The sequence below is a fragment of the Cupriavidus sp. KB_39 genome, assembly GCF_052114485.1.
Lineage (GTDB): Bacteria > Pseudomonadota > Gammaproteobacteria > Burkholderiales > Burkholderiaceae > Cupriavidus.
Genome location: NZ_JBFREV010000046.1, coordinates 16,959 through 38,316, shown reverse-complemented (window position 1 = coordinate 38,316; position 21,358 = coordinate 16,959). Strand labels below are relative to the sequence as shown.

Here is a 21,358-nt window from a genome sequence, read left to right as displayed (position 1 = left end):
CAGCGCGGCTTGTTGATCGGGCCGTAGACCAGCGGGGACGCTTCCGGGTCGAACTCATCGTCGGCGCACATGCCGTAGACCTCGGAGGTCGACGGGAACACCAGGTGCTTCTTGTACTTCACGGCCGCGCGGACCATCGGCAGGTTGGCCTCGAAATCGAGYTCGAACACGCGCAGCGGGTGACGCACGTAGGTGGCCGGGGTGGCGATGGCCACCAGCGGCAGCACCACGTCGCACTTGCGGATGTTGTACTCGATCCACTCCTTGTTGATGGTGATGTCACCTTCGAAGAAGTGCATGCGCGGATGGCTCACCAGGTCGCCGAGGCGGTCGGAGGCCATGTCCATGCCGTAGACCTCCCAGTCGGTGGTCTCCAGGATGCGGCGCGTGAGGTGATGGCCGATGAAGCCGTTGACACCAAGAATCAGGACCTTTTTCATCGGTTTTCCTCTCTGGACTGTGCAGTTGCGATGATGGATTGAAGGGCAGAAACGGTAACCGGCGCGGCGTGATCGGCGGAGGCGCCTTCCAGCAGCGTACGGAYATGCAGCATGCCGCCGTCGCCGCAGACGGCGACGATGCGGTCATCGATCACGCGCAGCCCCTGGGGCTGCAGCGGGACCGATGGCAGGGCAGGGATACGGCGCGCGGCGGCCACGATCAGGCGATGGCCGTCCAGCTCGGTGAACGCGCCCGGGTAGGGCGGCGCCACCGCGCGAATCAGGTTGTAGACGGCGGAGGCCGGCTGGTGCCAGTCGATGCGACCGTCCTCGGGCTTGCGGCCCGAGAAGTAGCTGCCATCGGCCAGCCGATTGGGACGCTTGGGCGTATGGCCGCTCATCATGGCCGGCAGGGCGCGCCAGAGCGTCTGCTCGGCGGCGACGGTGACTTTCTCAAAGACCTCGCCGGCGGTGTCGTCGGGCAGGATCGGCACGGCGGTCTGGTCGACGATATAGCCGGCGTCCGGCTTGGCTTCCATCGCGTGCAGCGTGGCGCCGGTCTCGGTCTCGCCGTGGATCACCGCCCAGTTCACCGGCACGCGGCCGCGATACTTCGGCAGCAGCGAGCCATGCATGTTGAATGCGCCCTGCGGCGCGATGGCCAGCACCTCGGCCGGAATCATCGCCCGGTAGTAGAACGAGAAGATGACATCGGGCCGGGCGGCGCGCACGGCCTCGGCCAGTGCCGGGTCGGTCGGATCTTCGCCGTGCAGGAAGGGGATGCCCAGCTCCACGGCGGTATCGGCYACGCGGCGGAACCAGATGTTCTCGTCGGGCCGGTCACGATGGGTGATCACCAACGCCACGTCCACGCCCCGCGCGTGCAGCACGCGCAGGCAGCGGTCGCCAACGTTGTGGTAGGCGAAGACTACCGCGCGCACGATTCCTCCACGGCGGTCTGGTCCGACGGCGTCCGGAGCGGGTCACGCTCGAGCACGGCCTGGATGCGGTAGCGCGGGCGGTCGCGCACTTCCTGGTAGATCCGGCCCACGTATTCGCCAAGCAGGCCGATGCCGAACAGCATGATGCCGACCAGGAAGAAGTTCAGGGCGAACAGGGTRAACACCCCCTGCACTTCCGAGCCGAGCAGGAAGCGCCGAATCAGCAGCACGACGAACAGGCCCGCCGACGAGATCGACAGCAGCGTGCCRATCGCCGAGAACCACTGCAGCGGCACGATCGAGAAGCCGGTAACGAGGTCGAAGTTGAGGCGGATCAGCTGGTAGAGCGAATACTTCGACTCCCCCGCGAARCGCTGCTCGTGGCCGACCTCGATCTCGACCGGATTGGACGAGAACGTGTACGCCAGCGCCGGGATGAAGGTGTTCACCTCGCGGCAGGCGTTGATCGTGTCGATGATGTTGCGGTCATAGGCGCGCAGCATGCAGCCCTGGTCCGTCATCTTGATCTTGGTGATGCGCTCGCGCAGCTGGTTCATCGCGCGCGACGCATAGCGCCGGAACGCCGTGTCGTTGCGCTGGCGGCGAATCGTGCCCACGTAGTCATGGCCCTSGCGCATGGCGGCCACCAGGCGCGGGATTTCCTCGGGCGGGTTCTGCAGGTCCGCGTCCAGCGTGATGACGATGCGCCCGCGCGTGTGCTCGAACCCGGCCAGGATGGCCATGTGCTGGCCAAAGTTGCCGTTGAACAGCACCACGCGCGTGACGTCCGGACGCTTGTGGAACTGCGCTGCCAGGATCTGCGGGGAGCGGTCATGGCTGCCGTCATTGATGAAGATCAGCTCGTACGACTCGCCCATGGCATCCATCGCCGGGTAAAGGCGATCGAACAGCGCCTGCAGGCCGTCCTCCTCGTTGTAGACGGGGACGACGACCGAGACCTCGACGGGGCTTAGAGAGAAAGGCGTTTGCATGTTTCGCTGAGAGTTGCGCATACCCGCTCCACGTCGGTGGCATGCATGGCAGGAAACAGCGGCAGCGTGACGATGCCGCGTCCGATGCGCTCGGCGTGGGGCAGCATGCCTTCGCGCCAGCCGAGTGAGCGGTAGTGGGTAAACAGGTGGATGGGCGGATAGTGGACACCCGTGCCGATGCCTTGCTCGCGCAGCGCCTCCATCACGTGGCGGCGCGCTTCCGCCGGGCCGCCGCGCAGGCGGTCCGTGGGCAGCACCACCTGGAACATGTGCCAGTTGGTGGTGGCGCCGGCGGGGTCCAGCGGCAGCGGCAGCTCGATGCCGAGATCGGCCAGCCCCGTGTCGGCGGCGCAGCGGAAGTAGGTCTCGGCCAGCGCGGCGCGCTTGGCGGTGATGGCGTCCAGCTTCGGCAGCTGCGCCAGCCCGATGGCGGCGTTGACGTCGGTCAGGTTGAACTTGCCGCCGGGTTCTTCCACGTCCATGCCGTCCATGCCGGTGCGGATCACGCCTTGCAGGCGCAGGCGCTCGGCACGCAGGGCTTCCTCGGGCGAGTTCAGCACGAGGCAGCCGCCTTCGATGGTGGTGATGTTCTTGTTCGCCTGGAAGCTGAAGCTGGCCAGGTCGCCGAACGCGCCGATGCGCTGGCCGCGCCAGCGGGAATCGATGGCCTGGGCGGCGTCCTCGATCACGCGTAGCTGGTGCTTGTCCGCGATGGCGTAGAGCCGGTCCATGTCCACGGGCAGGCCGGACAGGTAGACCGGCATGATCGCCCGCGTGCGCGGCGTGATGGCGGCCTCGACGGCGTCCAGGTCGAGGTTGCGGGTGCGCGGGTCGATATCGACGAACACCGGGCGGGCGCCCACGGCGAGGACCACGTTGGCCGTGGCCACCCAGGTGATCGGCGTGGTGATGACTTCGTCGCCCGGGCCGATATTGGCCACGCGCAGCGCGATCTCCATCGTGGCGGAGCCGTTGGCGAACGTCCGCACCGGCCGGCCGCCGAACACATCGGACAGCGCCGCTTCAAACGCCTGCATCTTCGGGCCGGAAGTGATCCATCCGGAAGCAAGCACCTTGCCGACCTCGGCAATGGTCTCGGTGTCGATCTCGGGCCGCACGAACGGCAGGAAGGGCTGGGCTGCGGTAACGGTCATGGTTCTTTGTGGGGCACGTGGGCTCAGGCGCGTACGCTCAGGATCGTGCAATCAGGAAGACTCCGGCCAGTATCAGCAGGATGCCGGCTACGCGCAAGGGACCAATCATCTCGCCGAACAGCCACCACGCCGCCAGCGCGTTGACCACGTAGCCCAGCGACAGCATGGGGTAGGCGATGGACACGTCCACGCGCGACAGCCCGACGATCCACACCGCCACGCTGACCACGTACAGCGTCAGGCCGCCGATCACCGGCCATTGCGTCAGCACGCGGAAYGCGGTGGTGAACAGCGTGGCGCGGTCCAGCGTGATGGCGCCCACGGCATTGGTGCCGGCCTTGAGCAGCAACTGCGCGGCGGCGTTGAGCATCACGCCGGTCAGGATGAAAGCGAAAGTCGAAAGCGTCATGACGCGGGCTTGGGTTCCGGAGTGCCTGCCGGTGCCGGGGCACCGGACGGCGGAAAGTTGCTGACCACGACGCGCCGACTATCGCGCGCCACCACATGCATCGGGACCTGCCGTGCCGACAGCTCGTCGTAGAGGCTCGGGTCCATGATGCCCAGCGCGGGCTGGCCGTCGCGCCAGCGCGCGATGAACTGGTCCAGTGTGGGAATCCACTGGTCCGGGGCCTGCTGCACGCCAAATTCAAGCTCATCGGGCTCCTCCACCATCGTCAGCGGATGTCCCAGGTAGAACGGCAGGGTATGGTCGAGTACCCGCACGCCGTACAGGGGCATATCGTCTTTCAGCACGGCACGGATGGCGGGCACCAGATCCACGCCGGACGCCCGCCGGCCCATCACTTCATGGCCCATCAGGCCGATGGTGCAGGTCAGGAACATCGCCAGCGCACACGCCGTGATGCTGGGGAACAGGCCCCTTGACTGCAACAGCTTGCGCGCCAGTATCGTGCCGCCCAAGAGTACGGCAAACGCGACGCCCGTGTACACGGCAAACGTGCGGAAGACCTCGTTTGGATTGGACGGGCGATGCAGCGTGGCCACATACGGCGTGGCCAGCAGGCCCACCACGGCCAGCGCCATCAGCGCGTTGACCTGGCGTTGCCAGGAGCGCTCGGTGATGTCGTCCAGCGCCACGCCGGCCAGCATCGCCAGCGCGGGGAAGATCGGCACGATGTAACCGGGCAGTTTGGAGCCGGACATGCTGAAGAAGACGAAAATCGCCACGGCCCAGATCAGTGCCATCAGCGCGGGCTGGAACGGCTTGCCGCCGGCCCCGCGCGCGGCCCCGGCGCGCTCGCGCACGGCGGTCCACATGCGCGGCGTCAGGCCCAGCCACGGCAGGAAGCCCAGCAGCAGCAGCGGCACGAAGTAGAACGGCGTGCCCTTGCGCGCATGCACGGTGGACGTATAGCGGTCCCAGTGCTCGTGGATAAAGAAGAAATGGGGGAATTCGGGGTTGCGCGAGGAAATCAGCCAGAACCACGGCACCGTGACGATCAGCATGACGACGATGCCGGACACCAGATGCAGGCGCCGCCACAGCGCCAGATCGCGCGTGATCAGCGAGTAAACCACGAGGACCAGGCCCGGCAGCGCGATGCCGACCAAACCCTTGGTCAGGATGGCGACGCCCATGGCGACCCAGCAGGCCAGCATCCAGCCGCGCCGGGCGGCGGGCGTGGCGTCCGGATGCTGGGCAAGCATCATGCAGGCCAGCACGCACGCGAGCGCGCCGGACAGCGTCATGTCGAGGGCGTTGAAGTGGCCGGCGATGCTCCACATCGGCGCCGCCAGCAGGGCCAGCCCGGCCAGCAGGCCGGCACGCGCGCCGAACCAGCGCGTGGCGGCGAGCACCGTRACGCCCAGCCCGAGGATGCCCGAGAGCGCCACGCACAGCCGCGCCTGCCAGTCGCCCACGCCGAAAGCCTCGTAGGCCAGCGTGGTGACCCACATATGGAACGGGGGCTTCTCGAAGTACTTCAGGGCGTTGTAGTGGATGGTCACCCAGTCGCCGCTGGCGAACATCTCGCGCGAGATTTCCGCGTAGCGGCCTTCGTCCGGCTTCAGCAGGTGCCGGAAGTCGAGCGTGCCGAACCAGACCAGCAGGATTGCGATGACGACCAGGGCAATCATGCCGACGGGTAGCCCGGCATAGCGCGAGGGCGTGGAACTACGCATAACTCTCCTGAAATGGCCGGCGAACCGGAAGCGATGTGGTCCCGGTTGTGCAGCAGACACCACACAACGCCGCAGGGCCGGATTCGGTGGACACGCATTCCCCGCCGCGGTGAGAACCTCGCGGAAGGGCAGGGGTTCCCCTGGAACGACCGGCCATGGCCGATTGGCTCCCCCGTCCGGTCGCCAAATTGGCGCGCAATGTTAGCACGACGCGCCGGTGCCGCCGCCGGCCAGGATTCCCCATGTGCCGGATTCGCGTAATACTGGCGGCTGCACCGCGCCACGATCAGTCCCGGCAGGCCGGTTTGTCGAATCCTCAGGAAACTACGATGAAAACGGCCCTGATGTCCGGTCTCTGTTTCAGCCTGCTCGCAGTGGCGAATGGAGCACATTCACAGGCATCGGAGCCGGCTGCCGAAATCGCCCAGATCGCTCAGACCGCCCCGGCCGCCCCGGCCGCCCCGGCCGCCCCGGCCGCCGACGCCGCGCCCGTSGCCGGCATGTCCCCCGTGCCCATGCCGGCCGGTGCAGCCTTGTGCGACGCCCCGTGGTTCCGCTCCGGCTCCCGCGTGCAGATGGAAGGCGACGGCGAGATGCCGATGTCGATCACCATGACGCTGCGYGAGGTGATGCGCACGGCGCGCGGCTGCAGCGCCCAGCTCGAAGTGCGCTCCAAGTCGGCGCTGTCGGCGCTGATGGGCCCCCCGGTGGTGATGGACCAGGTGCACGAGATCAATATCGACCGCAGCAGCGCCACCATGCGCACGCGCATCGACAGCCGCAACGCGGTGATCAACGCCCGGGCCCGATATGCGCGGATGTTCGGCGAGGCGTCGTTTACGGGTAGCGGCGTTTTCAACTATGCCGGCGTGGAGATCAAGGAGGGGGCGATGCTCGAGGGCGAGACCTTCCAGTCGAGCGTCTCGCTGAAGATCTATCCGCTCGGCGCCGACGAGGTGGTGGGCACGATGCAGGCCCTGCATGCGTCGATCATCGTCGGCTCCCGCATGGTGGGGCGACGCCAGATGATCAATACCGTGATGGGACGCAAGGAGTGCATGCCCATCACTTATGAGAAGCGCACCTCGCTGGGCCCGTTGATGGTGGGCGACGAGATCCTGCAGYTGGAGCCGAGCGTGCTGCACGTCACCGACTGGTACTGCCCGATGGAGGCCTTCGTGCTGCGCACCGAAGTCCGCCAGAACAACAAGGTCCAGCGCGTGGACGTGACCGGGCTGGAAATGCTGGACCCCGAGGCCCCGGCGGAGCGCTGACACCCGCATCCGGCCAATAAAAAACCCCCCAATGTCTTGGGGGGYCTGTTTCCGCACGGGAAGATCCGTGACCGGCCAGCGGCCAATCAGTTGCCCTGCGTGGGCTTCTTGGTGGTCTTCTTGGTCTTGTCCTTCTTCGGCTGGCCCGACTGATCCACCAGATCCGCACGGGTGCTCTTGTTCGCGCCCTGGCTGTACGGGTCGAACTTGTCGCCGGACTTCGCACCCTGGCTGTAGGTGTCGAATTTCTCGCCGGACTTCGCGCCTTGCGAGTACGGGTCGAACTGCTTCTTGTCCTGTGCAATGGCCGCCACGGAGGCGGTAGCCAGGCCCAGCGCAACTGCGGTGGCGATGATCTTGTTCATGGGATCTCCTGAGTGGTGCCGCCTTCCGGCGGTTCGCGTTGTGCGGGCTTACCGGCCAGTAAACAGCATGTCAGCCCGCTCGGGCCAGTGTGTCCAAGGCCGGTGAAGCCGTCAACTCAGGGGTTTTCCGGGGGCGGCAGCCGCGTGCCGCCCCGAGATGGATGCCGAAAAGTGCTTATTCGGTCACGGCGTCAGAGGGGTGCTTCCAGGCCTGTGTGACCTCGGCGGAGGGCGCCAGCGCGAGGTTGGTGCCACGCGTGCCAATCGGCTGCTGGAACCAGCGCTTTTGCAGCGCGACCACGTCCGGCGTGGCGAAGGTGCCCGCCAGCGCCTGATCGACCAGCCGCTTCCACTCCGGGTCCGCCTTGGACATCATCAGCGCGTTCTGCTCCACCGACAGCGCCGGGCCGACAATCACGAACTGCGACGGATCCTTCGACTTGGCGCGCAGCCCGGCCAGCAGCACATCGTCCATGACGAAGGCCTGGGCGCGGCCCGTCTCCAGCAGCAGGAACGACTCGCCATGATCCTTGGCGTAGACGTCCCGATAGCCATAGTCGGCCTTCAGGCGTCGCACGTGGCGGTCGCCGGTGGAGCCGGCGCTGGTCACCACGGTCTTGCCACGCAGATCCTCGAGCGACTTGATACCCGAATCGGCCCGTACCAGCATCCGCACCGTGGATACATAGTGCGAAACGCTGAACGCCACCTGCTTCTGGCGCTCCAGCGTATTGGTATTGGGCGCGCAATCGAGCTCGACCAGCCCATTGACGACGGCCGGAATGCGGTTCTGCGGCGTCAGCGGCAGCCAGCGCACCTTGATCTCCTTCAACCCGGCCTTGACGCGGGCGGCCTCGGCGGCACGCAGGCAGAGATCCACCGCATACCCGGCCGGCTGGCCCTTGTCGTCGGCAAACGAAAACGGCAACGCCGATTCCCGATAGCCGAGCGTAATCGTGCCCGTCTCGCGAATCTTGTTGAGAACCGGGCTATCGGCATGGGCGAGAGCAGGCGCCACTACCCCGGCGAGCAGGGCAGCAGCGGCAATCAGGCGTTGCAGGGACGAAAACGAGGCAAACGGCGACATGGGATCCGAGGGTGCTGACGAAAGCGGCAAGGGTATACCCCGGGCCTGCGGCGCAGGAAGGATATTCTCGTCATAAGCAAATGCCCGGTTTTGGGGAATGGGCCGCGCTACGTCAGTCGGAAGCCGTCGCAGGCCATCAACGCCCAGACCACCACAAACGGGAGCGCACACAGGACGCGGGTCCGCATTCGGGCGCGCCTGGCAAGCAGGGACCAGAGGGCGAGGGTGCTGGTGGTCCAGAGTGAGATGCTTGATATCAGATAATTCTGCTGGGACCGATAAGCCCACATCGAAGCGGCTGGGCCTTCCTCTCCAAAGGGGTATTCATGAGGGACAGTCCATGCGTCCCAGATATCTGCAGGCATAATAACGACGATGAAGGCGAGAATGATGCCAGCGATTATTTTAATAACGAACCTGTAATTCCATGTCTTTTGCATAATACATAAACTCCTTATTTCGATGCGCCGGACAGTTCCTTCGAGATCCAGAAGTTCGATGATTTCCCGTGGCGTCGGCGTCGTGCCAAAAAGCCGATAACCGAATCTTCGCGAACGAGATCTTCGAGGTCCCGCCGCAGAAAATGATTGTTTTTGATTTCGTTTTCCATGCGCTGGTCTGTATGACTAGGGTTGAACCAGCAGACGTTCTACCCGCGCATTGTCTGAGAGGTCTATCAGACGCGCCCAAGAATTGGGCATGGTTTGACTTTCATCGTGGCCGGCGCGCCATCCCACCTATCCTTGTTACATCCGTAACCTTTGACCCCCATCCGTCCCTGCACCAACAAGGTACAATCCCGCACCTTTGTATCGTTCTCATAACAAATGGGCACCCGTCCTTCTCGTTTGGCGTGCATTGACGCGCTGAAGGCGGTCAGCTCACAGCTGATCGTGTTGCACCATCTGGCCTTCTACGGGCCGATGTCCGATGCCGCGCACGCCCTTGCCCCGGGGCTGATTGGCTGGCTGGCCGACTATGCGCGCATTGCCGTGCAGGTCTTTCTTGTTGTCAGTGGTTTCCTGGCCGCGCGCAGCCTGGCGCCGGGCGGGATTCTGACGGCCGCGAATCCGCTGGGGACCATCTGGCGCCGTTATCAGAAGCTGGTGGTGCCGTTTGCCGTTGCCATTCTCGTGGCGATTGCCGGGGCTGCGCTGGCGCGCACCTGGATGACGCATGACTCCATTCCGGCCGCCCCGCACTTGGCGCAGTTCGTCGCGCATCTGCTCCTGCTGCACAACATTCTCGATGTGGACGCGCTGTCCGCCGGCGTCTGGTATATCGCCATCGACCTGCAACTGTTCGCCTTGCTCGTGATGGTGCTGTGGGTGGCGCGCGCGGCGCCGCGTCGGCGCCTGCCGTGGGGCATGGCGCTGGTGGGTGCGCTGGCCGTGGCGTCGCTGTTCTGGTTCAACCGCGACGCCAGCTGGGATATCTGGGCGATCTATTTCTTTGGTGCCTATGGCATGGGCACGCTGGCCTACTGGGTGTCGAACCCGGGGCGCTCGCCGATGGCGCTGATCCTGCTGGCCTCGCTGGGCGTGGCGGCGCTGGTGGTGGACTTCCGGCTGCGCATCGCGGTGGCGCTGGCCACGGCGCTGCTGCTGGCCATCTCCCGGCGCGGGGACTGGCTGGAGCGCTGGCCCGGCGGCCGTCTGGCGGATCTCTCGGCCTATTTCGGCAAGATTTCCTATTCGGTCTTCCTGGTCCACTTTCCGGTTTGCCTGGTAGTCAATGCGGCGGTCTCGCACCTGGCGCCGGGGCAGCCCGTGCTCAACGCACTGGGCATGGGGGCCGCCTGGGTCGCCAGCAATCTGGCCGGGGCGGTGTTCCATCGCTATGTGGAATCGGTCGATGTCCTCCATGTGTTGCGCGAGGCGATCTGGCCGGCGCGTGACAAGTCGGTCACTTCCGAGGCCTGATCCGGGCCTTTGCGCCTTAGCGCTCTCAGCTGTATGTCGGCACCAGCGCCTTGCGCGCGGCCGGGTCCTCGATGACCCGGCGCCAGTCCGCGGGCGCCCCGTGCGACATCCCTCCCACGGGCACCATGCCCGACACCTTGCCGGACGGCAGCACACATCGCACGCGCGGCCCGGGTGCCCGCTGGGCCTCGCCGGCCTGCGCCGACACCGTCACGCAGGAGGCGGGCAGCAGGCTGGCCGATGTCCCCGCGGCCTGCGCCGCCACAGGCGCCAACACGCTGAGGGATGCGGCGACTGCCGCTAAGGCGGATAGTAGTTTCATGATGTTCTCCATGCTGTGGCTGGCCCCGTCTGGGGCGCGATGCAGCCAGTATGGAAAATGCCTGTCGACCTCGACATAGCCGAAGTCCTAAATTGACCCCATCGCCCTGATGGTGCCCACCGCCTCGCCTTGGCGCGGGCAACGCACTGCCACGGTGCGTTCGGCGCCACACCTACCGTAACAACCCCACTTGGGCGATGGCACGAACGTTGCCTAGTATGGAGATACAAACCTGACCATTTGGTCAGGATTCCAGATACCGGGGCATCCGGGGAAGAGGCTGTCATGTCCGATCACATCGTCCTGACCTCGCACGCGCGCCGCGACAAGCCGGCCGAGCCGATCCACTGGGGCGCCCCCACGGCGGCCGAGCGGGGACCGGTCATCGCCAGCCTCACGGACCTCACGCGCCGCAACGTGATCGGCACCCACGCCGGGGCCTATGCGATCTATCGCGCGCTGGCGGTGGCCTCGGGCAGCCTGCAGCGCGCGCATCGGCCGGACCTGACCGACACSGCGCCGGCCGAGTCCATCGGGCCCCATGCCCAGTGGGGCGATCCGGACAAGATCGTCTCGCTCGACCCCTGGGGCCACCTCGTCTCCACCGTCTTCGCAGACCGCATCGCCGCCGGCGTGGACATCCGCCCGACCATCGCCGTCACGCGCGCCCATATCAATATGCCGGAGCTGACGGCGGCCATCGCCGCTGGCCGGCTGGTGCCCGATGGCGAGATCCTCTATCCCAATGGCGATGTGCGCGTGACCAAGGCCGCCGTGGACCCGGTCTGGTACCTGCCGGGCCTGGCGCGGCGCTTCAATATCAAGGAAAGCATCCTGCGGCGCAGCCTGTTCGAGCAGACCGGCGGCATGTTCCCGGAACTCGTCACGCGGCCCGACCTCAAGGTCTTCCTCCCCCCCATCGGTGGCATGACGCTCTATTTCTTCGGCGATGTGGCCAAGCTGGGCCAGCCGGAGACCCGCGTGGCCTGCCGCGTGCACGACGAATGCAATGGCTCGGATGTGTTCGGCTCCGACATCTGCACGTGCCGGCCCTATCTGGCGCACGGCATCGAGGTCTGTATCGAGATGGCGCAGCAGGGCGGCGTAGGCCTGGTGGTCTATAACCGAAAGGAGGGCCGCGCGTTGGGCGAGGTGACCAAGTTCCTGGTCTACAACGCGCGCAAGCGCCAGGTGGGCGGCGACCGCGCCGAAACCTACTTCGCGCGGACYGAATGCGTGGCGGGCGTGCAGGACATGCGGTTCCAGGAACTGATGCCCGACGTCTTCCACTGGCTGGGCATCCGGCGGATCGACCGCTGGGCGTCCATGAGCAATATGAAACATGGCGCGCTGACCGCGCAGGGCATCGAGGTGGTGGAGCAGGTGGCCATTCCCGAGGCGCTGATCCCGGCCGACGCGCGCGTGGAAATCGATGCAAAGGTGGCGGCGGGGTACTTCACGCGGTACACGCCGCCGGACGCCGACGAACTCGCCCTGGCAAAGGGCAGGGGGTTGAACGAATGAACCAGCATTCCGAAGGAGGGCAGGACGCACGGATCGATGGCGATGGCAGCGGCTGGCACACCCCGGTGCCGCCGGACCATCCCGCCTCGGCGCTGTTGAGCGCGGAGGCTGTGCGCAGCCGGTGCGCCATTGTGACGGAATACGTGGCGGCGGGCGACTCTGCGCTCTTTACTTGGCATCCAGACCGGGTGCACGCCGTGGCGGACTACGTGGCGGCCACCATCCGGCGCCGCTACCGCGACCTCAAGGTGCCGTATCACAGCCGCTGGCGCCATTTCGAGAGCGGCGGTCCGGGCGAGGAAAAGCTCGACCGCTGGCAGATCCTGTGCGAGCGGGCGGGCATGTCCGGCGCCGATCATTGCGAGGAACGCGCGCGCATCGGCATCGACCTGGTCATCCCGAGCGTACTGCTCGATGCCGGTGCCGGCGCTGACTGGCGCTACCGCGATCCGGCCAGCGACCTGATGCTGACCCGCTCCGAGGGGCTCGGCGTGGCCAGCTTCGATCTCTTCGCGCGCGGCGGCTTCTCCGCCGAGCATGGCGACCCCTTGCGTGCCGATGGCGAGCGGCTGGCGCGCATGGACGCCTCGACCATCGCCACCGCTTTCCAGGTGGCCGCGCACAACCCGCTGGTGGGGCTGGAAGGCCGCGCCGGCCTGCTGCGCCGGCTGGGGGAGGTGGTGCAAGCCACCCCGGCCGTCTTCGGCACGCCGGCCCGGCTCGGCAATCTGTACGACTACTTCGCCAAACATGCCGTCGATGGCCGCATCGAGGCCAGCTTCGTGCTGCGCACGCTGCTGGTGGCGCTCGGGCCGGTCTGGCCGGGCCGCGTGCAGCTCGATGGCATCTCGCTGGGCGACTGCTGGCACCATGAAGCCGCGCCCGACGGGCTGGTGCCGTTTCACAAGCTCACCCAGTGGCTGACCTATTCGCTGCTGGAGCCGCTCGAGGACGCCGGTCTCACCGTCACCGGGCTGGACGCCCTGACCGGCCTGCCCGAGTACCGCAACGGCGGCCTGCTGTTCGATTTCGAGCTGATGGTGCCGCGCAACCCCGATTTCGCGGCGGGCACGCACACGGTGGATGAGCCGGTGATCGTGGAATGGCGCGCGCTGACCGTGACCGGGCTCGACCTCGTGGCCGAAGGGGTGCGGCAGGCGCTGGGCGTCACCCAGGAGGATTTTCCGCTGGCGCGGGTGCTGGAGGGCGGCACCTGGGCCGCGGGCCGGCGCATTGCCGCGCAGCGCAGGCCGGGCGGCACGCCCCCGTTCGCGATCCAGAGCGACGGCACGGTGTTCTGACGAGAGCCTTTTACCACCCACGTTTTTGCAGGCAGCCGGGCGCGGCGGGCCAGTGGCCCGTCGTGCCTGATGAAACCAGCGAGTCGACCCAAGGAGCGCACCATGAATGACCTGTCCGCCGTGCCTACGGCCGCGCAAGCCATTGCCGATACAGAGACGTCGCCGTCAGCCATGGTGATGGTGGTCAATCACCCGCTGGTGCAGCACAAGGTCACGCTCGCGCGCAGCGAGGAAACGACTACCGATAACTTCCGCCGTCTGGTGCGAGAGATCAGCCAACTGTTGACCTACGAGGCCACGCGCGACCTGGCGATGGAGACCATCGCCATCAAGACGCCGATCGCGCCGATGGTGTCGCCGGTGCTGTCGGGCAAGAAGCTCTGTCTGGTGTCGATCCTGCGCGCCGGCAACGGCTTCCTGGACGGCATGCTGGACCTGCTGCCCGCCGCGCGCGTTGGCCATATCGGGCTCTACCGCGACCCCGAGACGCTGGAGCCCATCGAGTACTACTTCAAGATGCCGGAAGACATCCACGAGCGCATGGTGATCGTGGTGGACCCGATGCTGGCCACGGGCAACTCCGCCATCGCGGCACTGAACCGGCTCAAGGAGGCCGGCGTGACGACCATGAAGTATGTCTGCCTGATTGCCTCCCGCCCGGGGCTCCAGGCGCTGCGCGCGGCGCACCCGGACGTGGCGATCGTCACGGCGGCCATCGACGAGCAGCTCAACGAGCACGGCTACATCGTGCCGGGCCTCGGCGACGCCGGCGACCGGCTCTACGGCACGAAGTAATGGACGCGCTGGTCGCGCCCGCCGCCCGCGAAGCGGCGGGCCGCATTCGACAGGAGAACGAGGCGCTGATCCTGCGCGCGGCGGAATACGTGTTCGCCCGCGCGGGTTTCGCCGGGGCGACGATGGCCGACATCGCCCTGCGCGCCGGCGTGCCGAAGTCGAACCTGCACTACTACTTCCGCACCAAGCAGGCGCTGTACCGCGCGGTGCTGGCCCATACGCTGCAACTGTGGCTGTCCGAGACCGACATCATCAGCGTCGACTATCCGCCCGAGGTGGCGCTGGAGCATTACATCCGCGCCAAGATGCGGCTCTCCGCCAGCCACCCGGACGCCTCGCGCGTGTTTGCCAACGARCTGCTCCATGGCGCGCCCGAGATCGGCGGGGTGCTGCGTGAGGCACTTCGTGAGYTGGTGGCGCGCAAGTCGGGGGTGATCCGCGCCTGGATCGCCGGCGGGCAGATGGCGGCGGTGGACCCGCAGCATCTGTTCTTCACGATCTGGGCCGCCACGCAGACCTATGCCGACTTCGAAACCCAGATCTGTGCCGTGCTGGGCGTGAAGCGGCTGGACGCCCAGGACTTCCAGCAGGCCACCGAGCATCTGGTGGCCTTGCTGTTGCGCGGCTGCGGGCTCGAGCCAGCGTCCGCCCGCGCGCATGGCATGGCCTGAGGCCGATGCTGGACCAGAAAAAAAGAATTCCAACGCAGTACTCGATCACGCGCAACGACGCGAAAGGGGAGTGAAGTCATGCCTATTGAAAGCTATCGCCGCACCTGGCTGAAAGTGGCGGCGGCGGGGGCCGCGCTGGCGGGTATCGTGGCCCTCGGCGCCACGCCGCTGGCCCATGCCCAGACAAAGGTGAAGGTGGCCGCGGTGTACACGGTGCCGGTGGAGCAGCAGTGGGTCTCGCGTATCCACAAGGCGCTGAACGAAGCCAAGGCGCGCGGCGAGATCGACTATGTGTTCTCGGAAAGCGTGTCGAATGCCGACTACGAGCGCGTGCTGCGCCAGTACGCGGAGCAGGGCTCGGGGCTGATCGTGGGCGAGTCGTTCGCCGTGGAGGCCGCCGCGCGCAAGGTCGCCAAGGACTACCCGAAGGTCGGCTTCCTGATGGGCTCCTCGGGCAAGCCGCAGGCGCCGAATTTCTCGGTGTTCGACAACTACATCCAGGAGCCGTCCTATCTGACCGGCATGATCGCGGGCGGCATGACCAAGACCAACCACATCGGCATGGTCGGCGGCTATGCGATTCCCGAGGTGAACCGGCTGATGCACGCCTTCATGGAAGGCGCGCGCGAGGTGAACCCGAAGGTGAAGTTCACGGTGAGCTTCATCGGCTCCTGGTTTGATCCGCCCAAGGCCAAGGAAGCGGCCTTCGCCATGATCGACAAGGGCGCGGACGTGCTCTACGCCGAGCGCTTCGGCGTTTCCGACGCGGCCAAGGAGCGCGGCAAGCTGGCCATCGGCAACGTGATCAACACCCAGCCGCAATACCCGGCCACGGTGGTGGCCTCGGCGCTGTGGAACATGGAGCCGACGATTGGCGCCGCGCTGGCCAAGGTCAAGGCCGGCCAGTTCAAGAACGAGGACTACGGCCAGTATTCCTTGATGAAGGTCAAGGGCGCCGAGCTGGCGCCGCTGGGCACCTTCGAGGGCAAGGTGCCGGCTGACGTGATGACCAAGGTTAAGGCCAAGGAGCGCGCCATCCTCGATGGCAAGTTCACGGTCAAGGTGGTGGAAACGGAGCCGAAGTCCACGCCGTAAGGTTGGTTTTACTCCCCTCTCCCGCGTGCGGGAGAGGGGAGAACACCCACGAACATTGAAATGGCATCGCCTCCCGTCCTCCGTCTTTCCCATATCACCAAGCGTTTCGGCCCGCTGACCGCCAACGACGACATTTCGCTCGATCTCCAGCGTGGCGAGGTGCTCGCCCTGCTCGGCGAGAACGGCGCCGGCAAGAGCACGCTGGTCAATATCCTGTTCGGCCACTACGTTGCCGATGCCGGCAGCGTCGAGGTCGATGGCGCGACGCTGCCGCCCGGCAACCCGCGCGCAGCGTTGGCGGCTGGCGTGGGCATGGTCCACCAGCACTTCACGCTGGCCGACAACCTCACCGTGCTCGACAACATCCTGATCGGCACCGAGCCGCTCTGGCGCTGGCGCCAGCAGCGCGCCGCCGCGCTCGGGCGCGTTCAGGCCATCGCCCAGCGCTTCGGCCTTGCCGTCCAGCCCAACGCGCGGGTCGGCGCGCTGTCCGTGGGCGAGCGCCAGCGCGTGGAAATCGTCAAGGCGCTGTATCGCGGCGCCCGGGTGCTGATTCTCGATGAACCCACAGCCGTGCTGACGCCCCAGGAGGTGGACAGCCTGTTCACCACGCTGGCGCAATTGATYGCCGAAGGGCTGTCGGTCATTTTCATCAGCCATAARCTCGAYGAAGTGCTGCGTGTATCACATCGCGTGGCGGTGCTGCGCGGCGGCAAGCTGGTGGCGATGCGCGCGGTCGGCGAGACCAGCAAGCAGGAGCTGGCCGAACTGATGGTGGGACGGCGTGTGGAGATGCCGCGGCGCGTGGCCGTCGAGACGCCTGGGGAACTGGTCGCCACCCTGCGCCGCGCCARTGTGGCGGCGGCCGAGGGCCGCGTGGCACTGCACGATGTCACGCTGGCGCTCCATGCGGGCGAGATCGTCGGCATCGCCGGCGTGTCCGGCAACGGGCAGGTGACGCTGGCCGAACTGATGAGCGGCATGCTCGCGCCATCGTCCGGCACGGTGACCGTGGAAGGCATCGACCTGCCGGCCGTGCCTCGGCGCTGGATTGCCGCCGGCGTGGCGCGCGTGCCCGAGGATCGCCATGCCGAAGGCGCCGTGGGCGACCTGGCCGTGTGGGAGAACGCGATTGCCGAGCAATTGGGCAACCCGGCGTTCGTGCGCGGCGGGGTGATCCGCAGCGGACCGGCGCGGCGCTTTGCGGCGGCGCTGGCCAAGAAATTCGATGTGCGCGGCGGCGGCATCGACGCCCCCACGCGCACGCTCTCCGGCGGCAATATGCAGAAGCTGATTTTGGGGCGCGCGCTGTCGGTACGCGGCGCGCAGACGCCTCGGCTGGTCATCGCCAGCCAGCCCACCTGGGGGCTGGACATCGGCGCGGTGGCCTACGTCCATCGCCAGTTGCTGGAAGCGGCGGCGGCCGGGGCCGCCGTGCTGCTGATTTCCGAGGATCTCGACGAACTGCTGTCGCTGGCCGACCGCATCGCCGTGATCCATGGCGGACGGCTGACGCCGGCCCGCGCGGCGTCCGGCTGGACGCTCGGCACGCTGGGTCTGGCCATGGCCGGCGCGGACCACGCCGCAACGCACGGGGAGGTGGCCCATGCGGCTTGAAGCACGCACCACGGTCTCGCGCACCGCGCTGGTGGCCGCGCCGTTCGGGGCCATCGTCGCCACACTTGGTATTTGTGCCGTATTGGTCGCCTGGGCCGGCGCGCCGGTCGGCAAGGCGTATTGGCTGTTGCTCGAAGGCGGCTTCGGCTCGCGCTTCGCGTGGTCGGAAACGCTGACCCGCGCCACGCCGCTGATGCTGACCGGGCTGGCTGTGGCGGTGGCGTTCCGCACGCGGCTGTTCAATATCGGCGCGGAAGGGCAGTTGTACCTGGGCGCGCTGGCGGCGGTGGCCGTGGGCGGGCAGGTGGATGGGGCTGCCGTGCCTTGGGCGGCTTCGCTCCCGAACGGGCTGCTGTTCGGCCTGATGGTGGCGGCCGGCATGCTGGCCGGCGGGCTGCTGCTGCTGGTGCCGGCACTGCTGAAGCTGCGGCTGGGGGTGGACGAGGTGGTCACCACGCTGCTGCTGAACTTYATCGTCCTGCTGGGCGTGTCGATGATGCTGGATGGACCGATGAAGGACCCGCTGGCGATGGGCTGGCCGCAGTCCGTCGCGCTGGTGCCGGAACTCGAACTGTCGCGGCTGCTGGAGCGYTCGCGCGTGCATAGCGGGCTGCTGATCGCCGTGGCGCTGGCCGTGATCCTGTGGGCGGTCAACCGCTTCACGGTGTTCGGCCTGCAGATGCGTGCGGTGGGCGCCAACGCGCGCGCGGCGGCTTTCGCGGGCATGCCRGTGACGCGCGTGACCCTGCTGGCGGCGATGCTGTCCGGCGCGCTGGCAGGGCTGGCCGGCGTGGTGGAGGTGGCGGGGCGCACCGGCTACCTGACCCTCGACATCTCGCCCGGCTACGGCTACGCCGGGGTGGTCATCGCCATGCTGGCTGGGCTGCATCCGATCGGCGTGATCGCCGCGTCGGTGTTCGTGGCGGGCGTGCTGGTGGGCGCGGACGGCATGAGCCGCGCCGTGGGCGTGCCGAATGCCATCGCCGACGTGATCGTCGCCGTGGCGCTGCTGACCATGCTGGTAGCCACGATGCTGACGCGCTACCGCGTGCGGCTCGACCGCATCGGGAGGGCCGCCTGATGGAACTGCTCGATATCGTGAGCGCGGCGCCGTTCTGGGTCGCCGTGCTGCGCGTGGCCACGCCGCTGATCTTCGGCACGCTGGGCGTGCTGCTGTGCGAGCGCGCCGGGGTGCTCAACCTCGGCATCGAAGGGATCATGGTGGCCGGCGCCTTCTCCGGCTGGCTGGCGGTCTACCTCGGCGCGCCGCTCTGGGGCGGCGTGGCGGTGGCGGCGGGCGTGGGGCTGGCCTTCGGGCTGCTGCACGGCTGGCTGACCGTGTCGATGGCGCTGTCCCAGCACGTGGCGGGGCTGGGCGTGACGATGCTGGCCACCAGCGTGTCTTACTACGCCTACCGGCTGAACTTCGCGCAGGTGTCGTCGCCGCCGACGATCACCCCGTTCGCGCCGATGACSTGGTGGGCGCAGGTACCCGTCATCGGTCCYGTGATGGCCGCCGAGACAGCCCTGACGCTGCTGGCGCTGTGCATGGCGCCGCTGATCGGCTGGCTGCTCTATCGCACGCCGCTGGGGCTGGCCCTGCGCATGGTCGGCGAGAATCCGGCGGCGGCGGAGGGACAGGGTATCCGCGTGGCGGCCGTGCGGATCGGTGCGATCATGGCCGGCTCGGCGCTGATGGCCGTGGGYGGCGCCTTCCTGACGCTCTCCGCCTTCAACGCGTTCTTCTTCAATATGATCAACGGGCGCGGCTGGATCTGCGTGGCGCTGGTGGTCTTTGCCTCGTGGCGGCCGGGCCGGGCGCTGCTCGGCGCGGTGCTGTTCGCCGCGTTCGACGCCCTGCAACTGCGTCTGCAACAGGGCGGGGCGAGCCTGCCGGGGCTGCCGCCGCTGCCGTACCAGGTGTACCTGATGCTGCCCTATGTGCTGTCGATCCTGGCGCTGGTGCTGGTGGCGCGCCGCGCGGCCTATCCGCAGGCGCTGATGAAGCCGTACCGCAAGGGCGAGCGCTGATCCGGTCCCATCGCCCCCTATATATATAAGAGAGAGATTCCACATGTTCGACCTGATCCTGCGCCGCTGCAGTCTGCCCGATGGCCGTACCGACATCGACATCGGCATCGCCAACGGCAAGATCGCCGCCGTGGAGCCGCGCCTGGCCGCCGCGGCGGGCGAGGAGATCGACGCCGCCGGCCAGCTCGTCACGCCGCCGTTCGTCGACGCGCACTTCCACATGGATTCGACTTTGTCCTATGGGCTGCCGCGCGTGAACCAGTCCGGCACGCTGCTCGAGGGCATCGCCCTGTGGGGCGAACTGAAGCCGCTGCTGACGCAGGAGGCCATCGTGGAGCGCGCGCTGGCCTATTGCGACTGGGCCGTGGCCAAGGGGCTGCTGGCCATCCGCTCGCACGTGGATGTCTGCGATCCGCGCCTGCTGGCTACGGAGGCGCTGCTGCACGTGCGCGAGCGCGTAAAGCCCTACCTCGACCTGCAACTGGTGGCCTTTCCGCAGGACGGCGTGCTGCGGGCGCCCGGCGCGCTGGACAACCTGCGCCGCGCGCTGGACATGGGCGTGGACGTGGTCGGCGGCATTCCGCACTTCGAGCGGACCATGGCGGACGGGGCGGCGTCCGTAAAGCTGCTGTGCGAGGAAGCCGCCGCGCGCGGCCTGCGGGTGGATATGCATTGCGACGAGAGCGACGACCCGATGTCGCGCCATATCGAGACGCTGGCCAGCGAGTCCGTGCGGCTTGGGCTGCAGGGGCGCGTCACGGGCTCGCACCTGACGTCGATGCATTCGATGGACAACTATTACGTGTCCAAGCTGCTGCCGCTGATGCACGAGGCCGGCGTGGCGGCCATCGCCAATCCGCTGATCAACATCACGCTCCAGGGCCGGCACGACACCTACCCGAAGCGGCGCGGCATGACGCGCGTGCCGGAGCTGCTGGCGGCGGGGGTGCCGGTGGCCTTCGGGCACGACTGCGTGATGGATCCGTGGTACGGGCTCGGCACCGGAGACATGCTGGAGGTCGCCCACATGGGCCTGCACGTGGCCCAGATGACCGGGCAGGACGCCATGCGCGCCTGCTTTGCCGCCGTGACCGAGACGCCAGCCAAAATCCTCGGCCTGGACGGCTACGGCCTGGCCCCGGGCTGCCGGGCGGACCTGGTGCTGTTGCAGGCGCGCAATCCGGTGGAGGCCCTCCGCCTGCGCGCCACGCGGCTGGCCGTGCTGCGCGCCGGCAAGGTGGTGGCCCGTACCCCGGCCGCCACCGCCACGCTGACGCTGGACGGCCGGCCATCACAGGTGGACTTCCAGTTGCGCTAAGATTTTTTCGATAGCCTGTTGACAGAGGCTGACCATCGCAGCATAATCTCTTTCTTCGCATCGCCGCAGACATGCAGCGAGACGAAGCCCAGATGGCGGAATTGGTAGACGCACTAGGTTCAGGTCCTAGCGGTGGCAACACTGTGGAGGTTCGAGTCCTCTTCTGGGCACCAATATTTAAATGGCCCCGCGAAAGCGGGGCCATTTCTATTTGTACGGAAGAAAAGGCCCCTCGGGGCCTTTTTCGTTTTCGGCGCTTGTACGATCTCTGCGGGTTTTGGCTTGCGCGGCAGTTCACACAGGCATTCACCATCGCCGGATGTTTGACCTATGCTCAAGTCTGATCGGGCATGGTCAGAAACGCCCG

General features: G+C 67.1%; 21 protein-coding genes and 1 tRNA gene. 12 read left to right on the top strand and 10 right to left on the bottom strand.

Annotated features, from left to right (window positions below; genetic code table 11):
* The 6 genes from AB4Z27_RS25405 to AB4Z27_RS25380 all read right to left on the bottom strand — a co-directional run.
* On the bottom strand, window positions 1-440 hold a 440-nt coding region (locus AB4Z27_RS25405), incomplete at its 3' end, for a bifunctional UDP-4-keto-pentose/UDP-xylose synthase (protein ID WP_441592950.1).
* A complete protein-coding gene (locus AB4Z27_RS25400) occupies window positions 437-1,381 on the bottom strand; it encodes a formyltransferase (protein WP_441645547.1) in 945 nt (314 codons plus the stop codon). The genes AB4Z27_RS25405 and AB4Z27_RS25400, both read right to left, overlap by 4 nt.
* Entirely contained in the window at window positions 1,369-2,373 is a 1,005-nt protein-coding gene (locus tag AB4Z27_RS25395; protein WP_441645546.1) for a glycosyltransferase, read from the bottom strand. Before AB4Z27_RS25395 ends, AB4Z27_RS25400 begins: the two co-directional genes overlap by 13 nt.
* Entirely contained in the window at window positions 2,352-3,527 is a 1,176-nt protein-coding gene (locus tag AB4Z27_RS25390) for a DegT/DnrJ/EryC1/StrS family aminotransferase (protein ID WP_092300732.1), read from the bottom strand. Before AB4Z27_RS25390 ends, AB4Z27_RS25395 begins: the two co-directional genes overlap by 22 nt.
* A gap of 37 nt (window positions 3,528-3,564) precedes the next feature.
* Window positions 3,565-3,936 (bottom strand): DMT family transporter, encoded by a 372-nt coding sequence (locus AB4Z27_RS25385; protein ID WP_092300729.1) that lies wholly within the window; start codon window positions 3,934-3,936, stop codon window positions 3,565-3,567.
* Window positions 3,933-5,669: a glycosyltransferase family 39 protein gene (locus AB4Z27_RS25380; RefSeq protein ID WP_092300726.1), complete on the bottom strand. Its 1,737-nt coding sequence runs from the start codon at window positions 5,667-5,669 to the stop codon at window positions 3,933-3,935. Before AB4Z27_RS25380 ends, AB4Z27_RS25385 begins: the two co-directional genes overlap by 4 nt.
* Window positions 5,670-5,998: 329 nt before the next feature.
* Between AB4Z27_RS25380 and AB4Z27_RS25375 the strand changes: the two genes are divergently transcribed.
* Window positions 5,999-6,943, top strand: a complete 945-nt coding sequence (locus AB4Z27_RS25375) for a hypothetical protein (RefSeq protein ID WP_092300723.1) — start codon at window positions 5,999-6,001, stop codon at window positions 6,941-6,943.
* Between the two features lie 86 nt (window positions 6,944-7,029).
* On the opposite strand, the gene AB4Z27_RS25370 is transcribed toward AB4Z27_RS25375, so the two are convergent.
* From AB4Z27_RS25370 to AB4Z27_RS25360, 3 genes are all read right to left on the bottom strand, one after another.
* Window positions 7,030-7,308 (bottom strand): amino acid ABC transporter permease, encoded by a 279-nt coding sequence (locus AB4Z27_RS25370; RefSeq protein WP_092300721.1) that lies wholly within the window; start codon window positions 7,306-7,308, stop codon window positions 7,030-7,032.
* A 175-nt stretch (window positions 7,309-7,483) separates the two neighbouring features.
* A complete protein-coding gene (locus AB4Z27_RS25365) occupies window positions 7,484-8,395 on the bottom strand; it encodes an amino acid ABC transporter substrate-binding protein (protein ID WP_441645545.1) in 912 nt (303 codons plus the stop codon).
* 454 nt (window positions 8,396-8,849) lie between these two features.
* On the bottom strand, window positions 8,850-9,005 hold the full coding sequence (locus AB4Z27_RS25360; RefSeq protein ID WP_441645544.1) for a hypothetical protein: 156 nt from the start codon (window positions 9,003-9,005) through the stop codon (window positions 8,850-8,852).
* Between the two features lie 217 nt (window positions 9,006-9,222).
* On the opposite strand from AB4Z27_RS25360, the gene AB4Z27_RS25355 reads away from it, so the two are divergent.
* Window positions 9,223-10,317 carry an acyltransferase family protein gene (locus AB4Z27_RS25355; protein ID WP_092300711.1) on the top strand — a complete coding sequence of 365 codons (1,095 nt, stop codon included), beginning with the start codon at window positions 9,223-9,225 and terminating at the stop codon, window positions 10,315-10,317.
* 25 nt (window positions 10,318-10,342) lie between these two features.
* Here the strand turns inward: AB4Z27_RS25355 and AB4Z27_RS25350 are convergent, their stop codons facing one another.
* Complete coding sequence (locus AB4Z27_RS25350) at window positions 10,343-10,639, bottom strand: hypothetical protein (protein WP_441645543.1); 297 nt, start codon at window positions 10,637-10,639, stop codon at window positions 10,343-10,345.
* A gap of 285 nt (window positions 10,640-10,924) precedes the next feature.
* Here AB4Z27_RS25350 and AB4Z27_RS25345 point away from each other — a divergent pair, with 285 nt between their 5' ends.
* The 10 genes from AB4Z27_RS25345 (at window position 10,925) to AB4Z27_RS25300 (ending at window position 21,164) form a co-directional block, all read left to right on the top strand.
* Entirely contained in the window at window positions 10,925-12,163 is a 1,239-nt protein-coding gene (locus tag AB4Z27_RS25345; RefSeq protein ID WP_092300705.1) for a GTP cyclohydrolase II, read from the top strand.
* Window positions 12,160-13,464: a URC4/urg3 family protein gene (locus AB4Z27_RS25340; protein ID WP_441645542.1), complete on the top strand. Its 1,305-nt coding sequence runs from the start codon at window positions 12,160-12,162 to the stop codon at window positions 13,462-13,464. The genes AB4Z27_RS25345 and AB4Z27_RS25340 overlap by 4 nt, the downstream gene beginning before the upstream one ends.
* 102 nt (window positions 13,465-13,566) lie before the next feature.
* Window positions 13,567-14,259, top strand: coding sequence for a uracil phosphoribosyltransferase (gene upp, locus AB4Z27_RS25335; RefSeq protein ID WP_092300699.1), 693 nt, complete (start codon window positions 13,567-13,569; stop codon window positions 14,257-14,259).
* Window positions 14,259-14,930 (top strand): TetR/AcrR family transcriptional regulator, encoded by a 672-nt coding sequence (locus AB4Z27_RS25330; RefSeq protein ID WP_092300696.1) that lies wholly within the window; start codon window positions 14,259-14,261, stop codon window positions 14,928-14,930. The genes upp and AB4Z27_RS25330 overlap by 1 nt, the downstream gene beginning before the upstream one ends.
* 78 nt (window positions 14,931-15,008) lie before the next feature.
* Entirely contained in the window at window positions 15,009-16,025 is a 1,017-nt protein-coding gene (locus AB4Z27_RS25325; protein ID WP_092300693.1) for a BMP family protein, read from the top strand.
* Window positions 16,026-16,085: 60 nt separating this feature from the next.
* Window positions 16,086-17,642 carry an ABC transporter ATP-binding protein gene (locus tag AB4Z27_RS25320; RefSeq protein WP_441645541.1) on the top strand — a complete coding sequence of 519 codons (1,557 nt, stop codon included), beginning with the start codon at window positions 16,086-16,088 and terminating at the stop codon, window positions 17,640-17,642.
* A complete protein-coding gene (locus AB4Z27_RS25315; RefSeq protein WP_092300687.1) occupies window positions 17,632-18,723 on the top strand; it encodes an ABC transporter permease in 1,092 nt (363 codons plus the stop codon). Before AB4Z27_RS25320 ends, AB4Z27_RS25315 begins: the two co-directional genes overlap by 11 nt.
* Entirely contained in the window at window positions 18,720-19,673 is a 954-nt protein-coding gene (locus AB4Z27_RS25310; protein ID WP_092300762.1) for an ABC transporter permease, read from the top strand. Before AB4Z27_RS25315 ends, AB4Z27_RS25310 begins: the two co-directional genes overlap by 4 nt.
* Before the next feature lie 43 nt (window positions 19,674-19,716).
* A complete protein-coding gene (locus AB4Z27_RS25305) occupies window positions 19,717-20,991 on the top strand; it encodes an amidohydrolase family protein (RefSeq protein ID WP_441645540.1) in 1,275 nt (424 codons plus the stop codon).
* A gap of 86 nt (window positions 20,992-21,077) precedes the next feature.
* Window positions 21,078-21,164 (top strand) — tRNA-Leu (locus AB4Z27_RS25300).
* Window positions 21,165-21,358: the final 194 nt, after the last annotated feature.